This window comes from Aridibaculum aurantiacum (assembly GCF_017355875.1).
Lineage (GTDB): Bacteria > Bacteroidota > Bacteroidia > Chitinophagales > Chitinophagaceae > Segetibacter > Segetibacter aurantiacus.
The window spans coordinates 268,174-283,671 of record NZ_JAFEWC010000004.1 but is presented as its reverse complement, the minus strand read 5'-3'; the positions used below and the strand labels follow the sequence as shown (position 1 = coordinate 283,671).

Annotated in this window: 11 protein-coding genes; 3 read left to right on the top strand and 8 right to left on the bottom strand. The window is 43.5% G+C overall.

Features of this window, described 5'->3' with window-relative positions:
- Positions 1-48: 48 nt before the first annotated feature.
- From J4N22_RS19485 to J4N22_RS19475, 3 genes are all read right to left on the bottom strand, one after another.
- Positions 49-2,259 (bottom strand): PspC domain-containing protein, encoded by a 2,211-nt coding sequence (locus J4N22_RS19485; RefSeq protein WP_207497253.1) that lies wholly within the window; start codon positions 2,257-2,259, stop codon positions 49-51.
- A 39-nt stretch (positions 2,260-2,298) separates the two neighbouring features.
- The gene (locus tag J4N22_RS19480) at positions 2,299-2,658 is read right to left on the bottom strand and encodes a PadR family transcriptional regulator (RefSeq protein WP_207497252.1); all 360 of its coding nucleotides are present in this window, start codon (positions 2,656-2,658) and stop codon (positions 2,299-2,301) included.
- 751 nt (positions 2,659-3,409) lie between these two features.
- Positions 3,410-4,567 carry a methionine aminotransferase gene (locus J4N22_RS19475; RefSeq protein ID WP_242692305.1) on the bottom strand — a complete coding sequence of 386 codons (1,158 nt, stop codon included), beginning with the start codon at positions 4,565-4,567 and terminating at the stop codon, positions 3,410-3,412.
- A 549-nt stretch (positions 4,568-5,116) separates the two neighbouring features.
- Here J4N22_RS19475 and J4N22_RS19470 point away from each other — a divergent pair.
- Complete coding sequence (locus J4N22_RS19470; protein WP_207497251.1) at positions 5,117-5,914, top strand: HNH endonuclease; 798 nt, start codon at positions 5,117-5,119, stop codon at positions 5,912-5,914.
- Between the two features lie 139 nt (positions 5,915-6,053).
- Here the strand turns inward: J4N22_RS19470 and J4N22_RS19465 are convergent, their stop codons facing one another.
- The 3 genes from J4N22_RS19465 to J4N22_RS19455 all read right to left on the bottom strand — a co-directional run bounded on the left by J4N22_RS19465 (position 6,054) and on the right by J4N22_RS19455 (position 11,729).
- Positions 6,054-7,358, bottom strand: coding sequence for a TolC family protein (locus tag J4N22_RS19465; RefSeq protein WP_242692304.1), 1,305 nt, complete (start codon positions 7,356-7,358; stop codon positions 6,054-6,056).
- A 32-nt stretch (positions 7,359-7,390) separates the two neighbouring features.
- A complete protein-coding gene (locus J4N22_RS19460) occupies positions 7,391-10,510 on the bottom strand; it encodes an efflux RND transporter permease subunit (protein ID WP_207497250.1) in 3,120 nt (1,039 codons plus the stop codon).
- Positions 10,511-10,688: 178 nt separating this feature from the next.
- Positions 10,689-11,729 (bottom strand): efflux RND transporter periplasmic adaptor subunit, encoded by a 1,041-nt coding sequence (locus J4N22_RS19455; RefSeq protein ID WP_207497249.1) that lies wholly within the window; start codon positions 11,727-11,729, stop codon positions 10,689-10,691.
- A gap of 328 nt (positions 11,730-12,057) precedes the next feature.
- On the opposite strand from J4N22_RS19455, the gene J4N22_RS19450 reads away from it, so the two are divergent.
- Positions 12,058-13,386: a M23 family metallopeptidase gene (locus J4N22_RS19450; protein WP_207497248.1), complete on the top strand. Its 1,329-nt coding sequence runs from the start codon at positions 12,058-12,060 to the stop codon at positions 13,384-13,386.
- Between the two features lie 8 nt (positions 13,387-13,394).
- Here the strand turns inward: J4N22_RS19450 and J4N22_RS19445 are convergent, their stop codons facing one another.
- Positions 13,395-14,441 (bottom strand): nucleoid-associated protein, encoded by a 1,047-nt coding sequence (locus tag J4N22_RS19445; RefSeq protein WP_207497247.1) that lies wholly within the window; start codon positions 14,439-14,441, stop codon positions 13,395-13,397.
- Between the two features lie 301 nt (positions 14,442-14,742).
- Between J4N22_RS19445 and J4N22_RS19440 the strand changes: the two genes are divergently transcribed.
- Complete coding sequence (locus tag J4N22_RS19440; protein ID WP_207497246.1) at positions 14,743-14,952, top strand: hypothetical protein; 210 nt, start codon at positions 14,743-14,745, stop codon at positions 14,950-14,952.
- Between the two features lie 136 nt (positions 14,953-15,088).
- Here J4N22_RS19440 and J4N22_RS19435 read toward each other — a convergent pair whose 3' ends face one another.
- Positions 15,089-15,448, bottom strand: coding sequence for a hypothetical protein (locus tag J4N22_RS19435; protein WP_207497245.1), 360 nt, complete (start codon positions 15,446-15,448; stop codon positions 15,089-15,091).
- Positions 15,449-15,498 lie beyond the last annotated feature (50 nt).

Sequence of the window (15,498 nt, the reverse complement as noted above, 5' to 3'; positions counted from 1 at the left end):
TTCCAACCAGGAGTAGCCGGAGCCCCTATTTCCCAACTTCAACCGAGGTTATGGTAAGTTTATCATAAGCAGGTTATGTGCACCTGCAGGAAATTCTTCTTCAGTTGTTTTGGCAGAGATAGCAGTTCTTGCATTGCGCTGGCGGGGAGTGTAACGATAACGGTTATCGTTGCTCCCAGGAGCTGCAGGCGGTGCAGGAGTAAGTGTATCTACAGGTTGCTGTAGTTCCCTATCCAGCTCTTCCAATTCACGAAGCTTCTGCTGCCTTTCCTGCTCTATTTGTTCGCGGCTTTTGCGGTATTGCTCCAGCGCATCAGATTCCCCATCCTGGTTTTCTTCATCGTATGATTTGTCTACACGCTCCAAGCCTTTGTCAGTCATCACATACTCCACGTTATACCTCCAGTCGAGTGACCGAGTTTCTTCATTTCTCTCCCAATCCCAATAGTTATCATCACCAATGTCAATTCTCTCATGGTTCCAACCCAGGTTTTCATGTATGTATATTCTTTTACCTACGGGTACAGCTACAGTTACTATTACTTGTTGGTTGCGGAATTTGGTATCTCTTGTTATAGGTATACCCTTAGAAAGAGCCAGCACAGTGTCTATCTGGTTGATATCAAATTTTATCCTGGATGCTGTTGCGCTGGCTTCAGCACGGTTGCTGCCGTTTGCCATTCTCACCATATACACCTGGAAGCTGTCACCGGTTGCTTTCACAATACGCATCCTGATGTTTCTTACAAACACACTGTCCTCATCTAAGTCTGCGAACGGTTCAAAACGTAGCCACCTTTCATTGTAATATTTAGTAGAAGAAGCAGCTTTCACTTCCAGCTTATTCACTCTTGGATTAGCTAAAGTGATCACCTCTTCATTTGGAATATTCCTGGAGCGGAAATCATTGTACACAGAAACCAACAGGTTTACAAAGCAGATGATACCAACGATCCACAGCGCCAGGAAAGACATACGGATCACGTTGCTGCCGCCCCTTTTGTTTGCAATTCTCCTGATGATAGCAGTTACGATAGCAATCACCGGAACCCAGATAAAGAACAGCAATGCTCCCCATGCCAGCACCTGCTGCCAACCGTCGTCCAGTACGTATGAGTAAACAGGTAGTAAACCAGTAAGCGCAACACCTAGTGCAAACAGCCCTACTACAATACCAAACACAATACAACCAATAATGAAATACGCAAACACCTTCAGGAGTACTACGATCACTCGTCCTAAGCCGCTGCCTGTTCTTTTGGTAGCGCTGGCTGCTTCGGCTCCTACTCTTGCGCCTGCCACACCTATGTTCTCACCTATCACTTGCGCTCTTTCTTTTACTTCGTTGCCAAATGCCTGTGCCCTGTCTTTAAAACCTTCAAGGTCGCTTTGAATAGTAGATTTGATATTGTTCAGGTCTACTTTTTCACCCTTCATTTCTAGTTTGTCTGCAGCGCTTTTAGCTTCAGGAATAACCAGCCAAAGAATGATGTATACCACTATAGATCCAGGGCTGAATGAGAAGCTAAGGAAATGTGGGAAGTCCCAGAAACCCCAGTTGCCCCAGCGAAATGCTACTGATAAAAACGGTATAAGGAAAAGCACACGAGGTATCCAAACCTGCACATTGAAGTATTGTGCTAAACCGCTACATACGCCGGCTAACATTTTGTTTTCAGTGTCGCGAAACAAGCGCTTACGCTGTGCACCCAATACTACTGATGAACTGCTTGGAACAGCGATCCACATTACCAGGTATACCCAAAAAGCAACCCCGAAAAAAAGGATGAACAATATCCTGGTAACCACAGGGTCGATATTGAAATAGTTAGCTATACCGCTACATACGCCACCTAAAACCTTATTGTTTTCATCGCGGTAAAGACGCTTACCTGTAGTAGTACCAGCACCCGGAGCAGCACCAGTATAGGTTTGGTCTCCAGCTGTAGAGCGGTAAGTTTGCTCTTCGCCCAATTTAGTATGCACTTTTTCTTCGTCAGCCTCAAAGTCTTCAGGGCGACCCATGCTGTTGATGATATTGTTTACGTCAGCATCTGTTACACAGGTGCTTCCTTTCTTCAATACCTCTTCAAATAGTTCGGCAATACGCCCTTCAATATCATTGATGATCTCATCTTTGCCTTCTTCGGTGGCAAAAAACAGGCGCAGGCTATCAACATACTGCTTCAGCATGTCGTAAGCAGTTTCCTCAATAGGTATCACCCTGCCCTGGAAGTTTATATTTATTACCTTTTTCATTATCGTATAATTTGTGTCCGCAGTGGCGGAGCAAGTTGGTTAAAGTTGGTTGGCTGGATATTCAGTATCGGATATTGGTGCTGTAAGTGCATTTACTGCGTTTGCCAGTTCGTTCCAGGTGGCTTCCAGTTCGCCATAGAAAGCAAGACCTTTTTCTGTCATGCTGAAATATTTCCTGGGCGGTCCACTGTTGCTTTCTACCCAACGGTAGGTTAGCAGTTCTGCATTTTTCAACCTTGTTAAGAGCGGGTAAAGGGTGCCTTCTAATATGTTTAGATTGGCTGCTTTCATTTTTTCCACTATATCACTCGGGTAAGCTTCCCCTTGCCTGATGATGGATAAAATGCAAAACTCCAATACCCCTTTGCGCATCTGGCTCTGAGTGTTATCTATATTCATTTTTCGGAGTTTTAGTTCCTGTATAAGAACTCGTTATTTAAATCTTTTCCTGGTTGCGTGAGAATGTCCATACGATCTGTTGGCGTAGTAGTTCTCTAACAACAGAACAAAGATGCAGAGAATTTCAATACTATGCAATACAAAGTACCTACTTTATTTTAGTAGTTGGTAGGCTATAATATTCTACAAGAAGATAGATGCTTGTTTTTCAGATACTTATGTGAAATGGAAAAAATAGAAGGCGATGAGCTACTTGATAAATGGTAGAATGAAATGGTGAATGGCAGGGTTAGGTGCGGGTAGAAACAAAGGGAGATTAGCAACCATCTACATTCATTAAAACAAGAAGCATTTAATTAATCTTGTTTAATTAGTATTTAATCTGATGCGTAAAACCACTGTTCTACCTTTACAGCAGAAACAGACGCTCCTTTTCTCCTAACCTTATTTCAACCCTACACCTTTATCAAACATCTATAGCTCCACCATTAGGTGGAGATTACAGAACATTCTAATTATTTTGGATGTTTTTGATAGAGAACCTGATCTAAAACCGTCACCAGGCTTCATAACCAAAAAGGTACTCAGCAAGTATTTCTTTTAGGTTTGAATGCAACCGGAACTTCAACTTTTTATATACCCGTATAGTTGTAAGATATACACAGAGGAAGCACCCCTAATGCAAACTCGATGAATCAACCCCGCCAGTGACTAACCATCACTGGCTTTTTTGTGCAACGACGATAATAAGCTATAGGTTTACCAGCTGTTTTACCGCCTTCTCAAGTGTTTCTTCTTTTTTGGCAAAACAAAACCGCAGCACCTTATCGTCCTTCCCATTTTTATAAAAAGCAGAAACAGGTATAGGTGTAAGCCCGAAGTCTTTAGTTAACCTGACAGCAAAGTCAAAGTCGCCTTCATTCGTAATGCCTTTGTAGCTATAACACTGGAAGTAGCTACCATAGCTAGGCAACGCTTTGAATGGGGTATTATCCATTAGTTGCTGGAAGTAATCACGTTTCTGCTGCATTTCGCTACCCAGGTCCAGGTAGGCTTTTTCATCTGATAGGTATTCTGCAAGTGCCACCTGCGTAGGCGTAAAACTGGTAAAAGCATTGTACTGGTGCACCTTTCTGAACTCTTTCATAGCATAAGGCGCAGCAATGCAGTAGCCAAGCTTCCACCCGGTACAGTGGTAGGTTTTACCAAATGAGAATACAACAAAAGCGCGTTGTAATAAGTGTGGATAGCGCAGTATGCTCTCGTGCTGCAGGTTGTCGAAGATTAGGTGTTCGTACACTTCGTCGCTAAGAATAAAGATGTTGGTGCCTTCTACTATGGCCGACAGTTCTTCAATATCTTTTTTACTGATAACACTCCCTGTAGGATTATGCGGCGAGTTGATCATGATCACCCTTGTTCTTGAAGTGATCTTTCGTCTTACCTCGTCCCACGGAATGGAATAATCAGGGTAAGAAAGTGGTATGAGCACCGGCACCGCACCATTGATCTCAATATTAGGAATATAGCTATCATACGCTGGTTCAAACATAATGACCTCATCCCCTGGCTGTAGCACTGTAGTAAGTGCAGTATATATAGCATAGGTAGCACCGGGTGTTATGGTAATATCCGTTTCAGCACCTATACGGTTGCCGTATAATTTTTCAACCTTTTCAGCAAGCCTTTGCCTCAGTAGCGGGTAACCATTCATATGCGTGTACTGGTTCATGCCTTCTTTCATGGCTTTATTCACCAGGCCTGTCAGTTCATCGCTCATCTGGAAATCAGGAAAACCTTGTCCCAGATTAACCGCATTATGTTGAACGGCCAATGAACTCATAACCGTGAAGATGTTAGTACCTACATTAGGAAGCTTGCTGATGATTTTCAAAGTTGCTGTTTTCATCAAATGTAGGTGAAAGAAGAAAGGGAAATGCAGGCTGCACTGGCTATAAAAAATTGAGGCTGCCCTTTTTGAAGACAGCCTCTTTCCTATAATCCGTACCCTATGAAAACATCGTTTCATCACTTATAAAATGCAGTCGCCTGCATCCGGGTACCATAAGTGAAAGGATCAATTGGGGGTTACATAACCTGGAATATTTTTTCCTAAATAATTCTATCATCTGCTCCGGCAGGCAGCTGCATAGGAGCGAAATAATATAATAGCGAAGAGTAGAAACGCTTTACTTTTTTATTGAGGATAGACATAAGAAATTGGATATTGGATTTTAAAACATTGCTACCGTGGCAGCATATACTATAAACGGCAGTGGTTGCACCTGATTGTACAAAATGATGAAGATGTTCTTTTGGGTTACGCGGTAAGCCTTTACAGGCAATAGGAGCTGGCTATCGTTATAAAATCAACTGTTACATGTCGGGTATTGAACTCTTTCTTTCACCGTATTAGTTTATTATATTTGGAGCAGTAACTATTAACCCCCACAATAGTATGCTTAAAGATCTACCAGGTGAGCAGTGGAAAACCGTACTGTTCAACTTCAACTTTGCCAATGATTACAAATTGCTTGTCTCCAACTATGGCAGGCTAAAAACTTATAATAAGATCAACAAAGGGCAATTGCTAAAAGGCTCCACTATCAAAGGCTACAAAATTGTTCGCCTGAAGTTTTACAAAGCAAGAGATGCAAAAACAGAAGAGCGTTTTGAGAATATGCACCAGCAGATTACGCTGCTGGTAAAGAAAAACAGTAGTTTAAAAAAGCAGCTCAACCTGAAAAAAATAACCGCTGATGAGGTGGTAGAAGTGAAAAAGAAACTGGAGAATAACAACCTATTGCTGCAAAGGCTAAAACTAAACCTGAGGCGGGATATGGAGAAAGACCTGCAAGCAAGAGTGATACACTATCATTCCTTGGTTCATAGGCTGGTGGCGGAATACTTCTGTCCCAGACCATCTCCTGAACATAGTATAGTGGCGCACCTTGATTTTGCTAAACAAAATAACCGCAGCGACAACCTGGCTTGGATGACACCTGAAGAAAATATACTCCACCAGCAGAAGAGCCCAAATGTTATTACATCAAGAGCAAACAGGAAAGAAGGCAATTCTTACAACCCAAATTCTAAGGTGAATAAGCTCACAATAACGAAAGTAATGTTGCTTAAAAAATTGCTTAGCCAGGGAAAGCCAATCAAGACATTGGTGAAACAGTTTAAGATTACCGACACACAGATCCTACGAATAAAACGCGGAGAAAACTGGGGTTATGTAGAAGCAGCTAAGTAGGACCAGGTGTTTAATGTTTAATGTTTAAGGTTTGATGTTAGGCTCGAGACGATTAGATGATAATTATTGGTGCGGCCTACAACAATTTTCCATCCGACAGAAGATCTTTTATCAAGCACCAAACCTTAAACCGTAGTATTTACCTTCCTAACTGGCTGCTGATTCGCTTTAGTTCTATTTCAGCCACCTTAGCCGAGTAAGATAAATTGACCAGCCTGTAACCCGCTTCTATAAAACTTCTTTGCGCTTCACGCAGGTCTATTACTGTTCCTACTCCGTGTTGAAATCTTTGGGTCACTACATTTAGTAAAGCTGCGGCCACCTGGTTATTCTCCCTTTCAATGCGCAGGCGCTCTAATGTATTCTGGTAAGACTGGTAAGCTCGTACGGCTAATGTTTCCAGGTTGTTCACTACTACCTCCCGCTGAAGGTTAGCATTGCGTGTATCAATCTCTGCTACTCTTAATCTTCTTCGGTTAGCACCTCCATTGAAGATGGGAACCTGCACATTCAAACCAACAAAAGGACCGGTATTTTGATTCAATAATGTAAAACCTGCAGAGCTCTGGCTACGGGAGTAATTATATCCAGCACTTACACCCACTGATGGATACCTTAAGGCACCTACCTCACGTGCTAAGAATTCATTGATCCTTACCTGCTCTTCGGCTGACCGTAGTTCAGGATTGGTAGATATTGCATCCACCACTGTTGCCATCATGATAGTGCTGTCAACTACTATAGTATCACGTACCAGGTAGTTGCTGTCTGGCCGCTGGGCAAGCAAGTTCATCAGGTCGGCTTTGGCCTGGTTAAGTACAAGCTCCTGTGCCCGCAGCTCTTGCTGGCTTGCCACAAGATCGAGCTGTGCCTGGTAAGTATCAGCATTGTTAGCAAGGCCCACACTTTGCCGTACGTCCATTAGTTCCTTTCTCTGCCGCGTAACCTCTATACTCTGCCTGATGGTTTCCATGAAACCTTGCTGCCTTACTATGTCATAATACCTCACCATTACATCGGAGATGATGTTTTGGATCTGCAGGCTTAGTTGATGTTCACTCTGGTTTTCCAGTGCTTCAAGCCTTTGGCGGGTAGCCTGGATCCTAAATCCATTGAACAATGTATAGTTGCCGGTAACGCCGGCATTTAGTTGGTTCTGTACGTTTCCTCTACGCTGTATCTTCTGTCCATTCGTCAATTCCTGGTTCAGGTTGGTGATGGACTGGTTATCAGTAAGTGAACCTGTTACAACAGGTAATCCGCCAGCAATGCTGATGTGATTATTGATGCCGCTTGCTTCTACATTGTTGCGCGCAATCTGTATATCCAGGCTGTTGCGAAGCGCAATATTGATAGCCTCCTCCAACGTAAGCACCTGTGCACCTGCACCTATCATCCATAAACTGCAAAGGCAGGTAAGAAGAAAAATTTTAGTCCTGTTCATTTCTATATGCTGATACTTCCGCTCTAGTTTAATTAATATTTTTCCAGTGTGTGTTCAAACTTCAGGCGCTCTTCAATCTTCACTTCATCGTATTCTTTGTTGTGGTTTTTTTTGTGTTTGCCCGAAATATATGTATACACTGCAGGTATAACCAAAAGGGTAAGGATGAGGGAGAACATGATACCACCCACCACTACAATACCCAAAGGAATTCGGCTGGTAGCTGCCGCACCAAAGCTCAAAGCAATTGGCAGGGCACCTAATGCAGTAGCCAAACTGGTCATAAGAATTGGCCGCAAACGTTGAGCTGCTGCATCCAGCACTGCTTGCATCCGCGGTATCCCCTGCTCACGTTTCTGGTTAGCAAACTCCACTATCAGGATTCCATTCTTGGTTACCAACCCGATGAGCATGATCATCCCGATTTGCGAAAAGATGTTGAGCGTATGGTCGAAAAACCACAAGCTGATAAGTGCACCTGCAAGCGCAAGTGGTACAGTAATCATGATGATAAAAGGATCTGTAAAACTTTCAAACTGTGCCGCAAGTACCAGGTAAATGAGGATCAGAGCCAGTCCGAATGCAAAAGCTGTATTAGAAGAACTTTCGGCATAATCCCGGGAAGGTCCGCTTAGCGATGTCTGGAAAGTTTCATCCAACAAGCGATTAGCAATGGCTTGCATAGACGCAACGCCATCTCCTATGGTATATCCTTCTGCCAGCGATGCCTGGAAAGTTGCTGACTTAAACCTGTTGTAGTGAAACAGTGTTGGTGGGTTACTTGTTTCCACCAGCTTCACAACAGAGCTCAGTGGTATGTTTTGTCCCATTGCATTGCGCACATAGATCTTGTTGATATCTGTAGGTTCATCCCTGTTGCTACGCTCCACCTGCGAAATCACCTCGTACTGCCTTCCGCTCATGGTAAAGTAGCCAGACCGCCGACCGCTAAATGCACTTTGCACAGCTCCACCTACATCAGTAATAGAAAGTCCAAGATCTTTTGCTCGTATCCTATCAATCTCCAGTTGAAGTTCCGGCTTATTGAACTTCAGGTTCACATCAACATTTGCAAAAGTCTTATCCTTACGAGCCTCATCCAGGAACCTTGGTATCACATCTTTTATTTTCTGGAAATCCAGGTTCTGAATAATGAACTGCACCGGTTGCGAACCACGTCCTCCACCGACAGAAATGGTTTGTTCTTCTATAGGTACTATACGCGCATTATTGAACCGGCTAAGCTTGCGCTGCAGATCTTTCACTATTTCTGATTGAGAACGATCTCTTTCTTCAGGAGGTACCAAGGCCAGGCGGAGCGTTCCGCTGTTCAGGCCCGAGCTTCCAAATCCGGGGATGGCTCCAAATACGAAATCACGCTCTGGAATGGAATCATATAGATAGTTTACCACATCCTCACCCACTTTTACCATGTAGTCGAAGCTGGCTCCTTCCGGACCGGTAACTGCAAAACGAACATTGCTTTTATCTTCCAGCGGTGCAATCTCACTTTTTATGTTGCTGCCAATCAGGTAAATAATAACACCACAAATGCCAATCAGCACCCACGCCATCCACCTTACTCTCAGGAAGCGCTCCAAAAAATTGCGGTAGCCACTTTCCATCTTTCTGAAGAAAGGTTCGGTGCGGTCGTAGAATTTTCCATGTCCCGGTTTTTTGCGGCGCATGTATACATTTAATACCGGTGTGATGGTTAGTGAAACGACTGATGAAACCAATACAGCTCCAGCTACCACTACTCCAAATTCTCTGAATAGTCTTCCTACAAAACCTTCAAGGAAGATTACGGGCAGGAATACCACAGCCAGTGTGATGGAGGTAGAAATAACAGCAAAGAATATCTCGCGGCTTCCAAGAAGTGCCGCCTTCTTTATCGGCATCCCTTCTTCCAGCTTTCTGAAAATGTTTTCAGTTACCACAATTCCATCATCCACCACAAGGCCGGTAGCCAGTACAATAGCCAGCAGCGTAAGTACATTTATAGAGAAGCCTGCCATGTACATGATGAAGAAAGTAGCAACAAGTGATATCGGGATATCGATCAATGGCCTAATGGCAATGATCCAGTTTCTAAAGAAGAACAGGATAACCAAAACCACCAGCACAATAGCTATCAGCAGCGTTTCCTTAACCTCTTCTAGAGATTTTCTTACGTTGAGGGTAGTATCAAACAGAACGTTCATTTCGATGTCCGACTTTTCAGCAGCTTTTAGCTCTTCAAGCCTCCGGTTGAACTCGTCGGATATATTAATGTAATTCGCACCTGGTTGTGGAATAATAGCAAGACCAACTGCATTTACACCATTGTACTTCCAGCTGGCTTCTTCGTTCTGCGGACCTAATTCTACTTTGGCTACATCGGCCAGGCGAACAATACCTGCAGAATCCTGCCTTACTATCAGGCCTGCAAAATCTTCTTCGGTAGTTAATCGACCCAGTGTCCGGATGATCAGTTCAGTATTGCTACCAGAAATTTTACCAGAGGGCAGCTCCACATTTTCCCTGTTCAATGCGTTTTGCACTTCGGTAAAAGAAATGTTGAAAGCATTCAACCGGTCAGGCTGCAGCCAGATGCGCATGGCATAGCGCTTCTGGCCAAAAATGTTTACCGCACTCACCTGGTTAATAGTCTGGAATCTTTCCATTAGCACACTCTCTGCATAGTCACTCAGCTCAAGAAGGCCTTTGGTGCGGCTTTGCACCGCCAGTATGATAATGAATTCACTGCTGGCATCTGCTTTACTTACCACCGGCGGCGCATCTACGTCCTGCGGCAGGTTTCTCACAGCCTGCCCCACTTTATCCCGTACATCGTTGGCGGCTTCTTCCATCGATACTTCCAGGTCAAACTCTACAGTTATATTACTGGAACCTGCCGTACTGGATGAGGTAATGCTTTTAATTCCCGGGATACCATTAATCGCTTTTTCAAGTGGTTCGGTTATCTGCGATTCTATGATGTCTGAGTTTGCACCGGTATAAGAGGTGCGAACATTTACGATTGGCGGGTCAATGGCGGGGTATTCTCGTACCGATAAAAAAGTAAAGCCTACGATACCAAACAACACGATCATAATATTGATCACGGTTGCCAGCACCGGTCGCCTGAGTGATAATTCGGAGATATTCATGTTGAAAAACCGTCTTTTAGTTTTGCAGGAGATAGTTATTTCCTGCAGTTTTTTCTGAAGAAGAAGCAATTAGGTTCTCAATGCTTCTTTTCTTTTAGGCTTGTTCGTTTGAAAACATTTTTGCTGCAAATCTTCAACCAGCTGCTGAAGATGAAGATTAAAAAAGGTGAGCAGCCAATTAAATAACCTCTTCTAGCCTTTTTACACTACGCACTTTTACCGGCGAGTTAGGTCGGGCGAACAAAACACCAGTCACAATCACGCTGTCGCCATTGTTCAAACCGTTGGTTACCTGCACAGCACCTTCACGACGAATGCCTGTTTCTATATCAACAAACTTCGCCTTACCTTCTTTTACCAGCACTACCTGTTTTGCACGTGCATCCGGAATGATGGCACTAGCCGGTATCTGGATGCTGTTATCCTGCCCAGCCTCCACAAACACTTTTACAAAAGTTCCGGGATTGATTCCACTTGCATCTTGCAGGTTGGCTCTTACCATCAGGTTCCTGGTGGCTGTACTTATTTGTGGTTCAACAGCGGTTATCGTAGCACGACGTTTTACACCTTCCATACCTGCTTCTACTACTACAGTATTTCCACGCTTTACCAGGTGGCTGTAAACTTCAGGCAGGGTAAAATCTATACGCGGGTTGGTAAGTTGCTGTAAACTGGCGATCACCGTTTGCGGCGTCACATAAGCTCCCGGGCTTACCTGCCTTAAGCCAACCACTCCTGAAAATGGTGCACGCACTACGGTACGCGCTATCTGCTCCTGGATGATGGCAATATCTGCCTGAAGCCTGTTCACTTCGTTTACCGCCAGGTCATAGTCAGCACGGTTGATGCCTTGTATATCTAATAGTTTTTTATAACGATCTACTGTAGTACGTGCCAGGTCTAGCTGCACTTTTATTTTATTAAGCTGGGCACGCAGGTCGGCATCATTTATTCTTGCTATTACAGCACCCTTAGCTACCCTGCTGCCTTCGTTTACACTTAAGTAGGTTATCCTGCCGCTGATCTCAGGTCTAACATCAACAGACTCTCCTGCTACAATGGTTCCGTTTGCTTCTACTGTATTGGTAACTGTTTGCGGATTTACCACCAATACATCAACAGTGGTGGCTTGAGGTCCTTGCTGCTTTGTTTCCTTTGTTTCCTTTTTGCTGTGACACGATAGAATGAAAAGAGAAAGAAATATGGAAAAATATTTCATTAGTTGGTATGCTTTAGATTTTCTGGGGAATGTCAAAGATAAAGACATATAGCAGTTGGTTGTTGAAACATTGAATATGCAAAAGCGTTAAAATCGGCCGCTGCACCTACAAGTGGTAAAATAGGTATACCAATGGATGAAACAACAGCAACAGCAGTAAAAGCTACTAGCTTGTTCAGCTTCATACTCTTATGCAATGGTTAATAGTGGTGAAAAATCTACAATATAATTTTTTGTTTATCAATTCATCAAAAAAGCCATGAAAGGAGGAAGGACTTATTAGATAATCGTTTGCTTGTACTGGCGTAACATTTGTCACCATGCGTACATGAGTTACAGGATTTTTCCAGCAGTTATTGCATTAATAGTTATTAGTTTTTCCTCTTGTACCACATCGGGACCATCGGGCATTTTTGGCAAAAAGAGCCCGCACGAGGCCTATGGAGATAAACTAAAAAGTGCCGGTCTTCATGAAACCGCATTAGGAAAACAATGGTTCCAGGCGGCAGAGCGCAGCTTGGTAAACCCTGTACAGGTAAAACTGCCTTACCGGGAAACAGGATATTTTTCAGCAGATCAGCCACGGGCTGCAGGCGTTCGCTTTGCTGCAAAGCGCGGTGAAAAGATCAATATCAACTTGTCAAAAAAACCGACCACCGGCTTCATGATCTACGTGGACCTTTGGCAGCCGGGCAGTGCCAGCAATACCTCTCCAAAGCTTTTATCTTCTGCTGATACCACGGATGCTACCCTGGAATACGAAGTAAAGCAGGAAGGAACTTACCTGGTAAGGCTGCAGCCCGAACTACTGAAAGGTGGCGAATACACTTTATCTATTACCACAGCACCTTCGCTTGCTTTCCCGGTTTCGCCCGATGCTAAAAGCAATATTGGTAGCTTTTGGGGAGCCAACCGCGATGGCGGCGCAAGAAGACATGAAGGCATTGACATCTTTGCTGCGAGACGTACACCACTGGTAGCCGCAGCCGATGGGGTGATAGGAGCCGTAAATGAGAACAACCTGGGAGGAAAGGTTGTTTGGCTGCGCCCGCTAAACAGGGATTATACCCTGTACTACGCACACCTGGACGAACAACTGGTACAGCCGGGACAGAGGGTAAAAGCCGGCGACGTAATAGGTCTGATGGGTAATACAGGCAATGCTAAAACCACATCACCGCATTTGCATTTTGGCATTTATGCCGCTGGTGGCGCTGTTGATCCTTTGCCTTTTGTAAATAAGAATACCAAAGAAGCCCCACGTGTTACTGCACCGCTACAGCACCTGGCTAAGAAAGTGAAGACCACCCGCAGCACCAGCCTAACTGCTAATGCAGATGGTAGCGGCAAAACCATTTCGCTTGATGCTAATACTGTATTGGTTGTAGAGGCTGCCGCAGAAAATAAATTCAGGGCTACTTTACCAGACGGCACCTCCGGCTATATTGCCAGTAGCATGGTAGCAGATATAGATAAGCCAATACGCAAAACAACTATATCTAAAGCACATCCACTTCTGGACGCTCCATCTGCAGAAGCACCACAAAAAGCAATAGTAAGTGCCGGTGAAGCAGTAAATGTATTGGCGTCGTTCAATAATTTCTACTATGTGAGCACCAAAGATGTAGCGGGCTGGATGCCGAAACAGGTTCTTTAAGTGAGCTGCTATGCTTCTTCTTCATAATAAATCTTGTAGAATTTTCTGCCGGTCTCATCATCAAAGCCTCTTTCTATCAGGTCTTTCCTGCCATGTATATAAATGCTGAAGTTCTTATCCAGCTTCAGGATGCTTTTGAAAACCTTTGCCTGCTTTTTTACTGCAGATAGATGTATGTCGAATTCATCTTCTATTTCGTAGTTGCGGCTGGCCTCGAAGTTTCTTTTGTATTCTATAAATGTATCTACCACCTCCGGGTGATGTATCACCTCTTCGGTAAACTCCTGCAGGCTGAACTGCTCTTTGGTTTTAAAGTACTCCATTGACCGGTTCATCATATCGATCTGGTCGCTTTTGGATACCTCAAACTTATCAGCATATTCGTTTGATATAAACAGTTTGCACATGCCCAGGTATTTATCCGTATTGTGGTAGCTATCGGTATATGGCTGTACTTGCAAAAAATCAGTGATCCAATACTGTGTATCGTTCTGCTTATTTGTGTTGTCCACCACACATACCGTATAGCCATCGGCCTGGTTGTTCCTATAAATAAGACAGCCTTTGTCGAGCTTGTTTATATTGATACCTTCCTCGTGAATTACCTCCAGGCTCTGCCCATGTGGGAACACTTTCAGAAAGGTTTCTTTAGTCTCGGATTTAAATATTCCTACTGCTTGTTTGTATTCTGAACCAAGCGGTACATTATCAAACATAGCCACGTATAGTTCTCCTTCCTTCACTCGTGCATGCGTGCTTTTGCTATAGAGGAATTGCGCCAGCAAGGCAGAAGTAGCCACAAAAGATTTTGGATCTTCAAACAAGCGGGTAACATAGTTGTAGACTTCGTTCAGCGCCAGGTCGCTCAGGTGCGTAAACTGGTAGTGTTCGTTCTCGTTGAAAGGAGCCAGGAAGTAACGGGCTAAAAGTTTGGTTACTATTTCATCGTTTAGGGTGAGTGCGTTCTCGGAAAGTTTCAATTCTTCGCCGCGTGTGGGATTACCTACTTTATGTACAATAACACTTGCCAGCTGTACACTATCTATACCTGTCATGCGGCAAATGTAGGGGGAGGAGAAGGAATAACCTACGATGCAAACTGCTGTTCAGGATGCGGCCGTTCATCTATAAATTTTAATACATATACAATTATGCGAGTTCAAAAAAACCTGCTCCTTCCTGTATGCCTGCAGCTAAAATATAAGCATTAATCCTGATACGGCTGCCGGTTTTGCTGGTAAATACTTATCGAAATTAATATCGAATTAAACCTTCGGCTTTAAGATTTTTTTGCAGTCTTTGCTCGTTAGCTTTATGGTACGAAACGTTTTAACCACCTCCTGAAAACTGTAGTTTATGACACCTACTTACTCAGTTGCCGAAGTGAAACAGATGCTACCATTGCTCGATCTACCACAGGTAAGTTTGCTGGCAGATGTATGTAATGAAGAAGTTTTTTGCTACACACGTTATGAATTGCGTGCTATCAATCGAATGATACTTGTAACAAAAAAGAAGCTTTCGATCAACGAGCTTCAGCTTGAATACTTACTTTCGTTCAACTAACCTTTAGTTTCAATAACCCTCCTAATGAAGCCTTTGATAGTATCAAAGGCTTCGTAGTTTTTACCAATCGGCATTTACTACTAACAAAAAAGCATGTCCTGGTGAACATGCTTTTCTAAATGTGTTTCTATATAATCTATTGCAACTTGATCAGGAAAGGATCTGTGACAACAATCTGGGGCTTGTCGCGGTACATTTCTACTTTACCAATCACACAGATATTTTTATCTATTAAGGTTCCTTCTGGCTTATAACCAAACTTCACCCTGTCTTCGCCATAAATAACTACTGTAAGATGTTGCTTTGGAAATTTATCTCCCATATTGAGCAACGTAGGCTGCTTGTTAGATGTTTCAAGATATCGCGCTGAATAGATCTTACCACAAACTCTTACTGTATCTCCTATGTGCTTTGCTACTTCCTCTGGTGCAATTGTTTTTTGCGAAAAGGCAGGAATAGAAAATAAACAAACCACTGCCAACACTAATGCTTTCATCAACCGTATGTTTTGCGGTAAACGTAGAACAATTTCTAATGTGAAAGCAA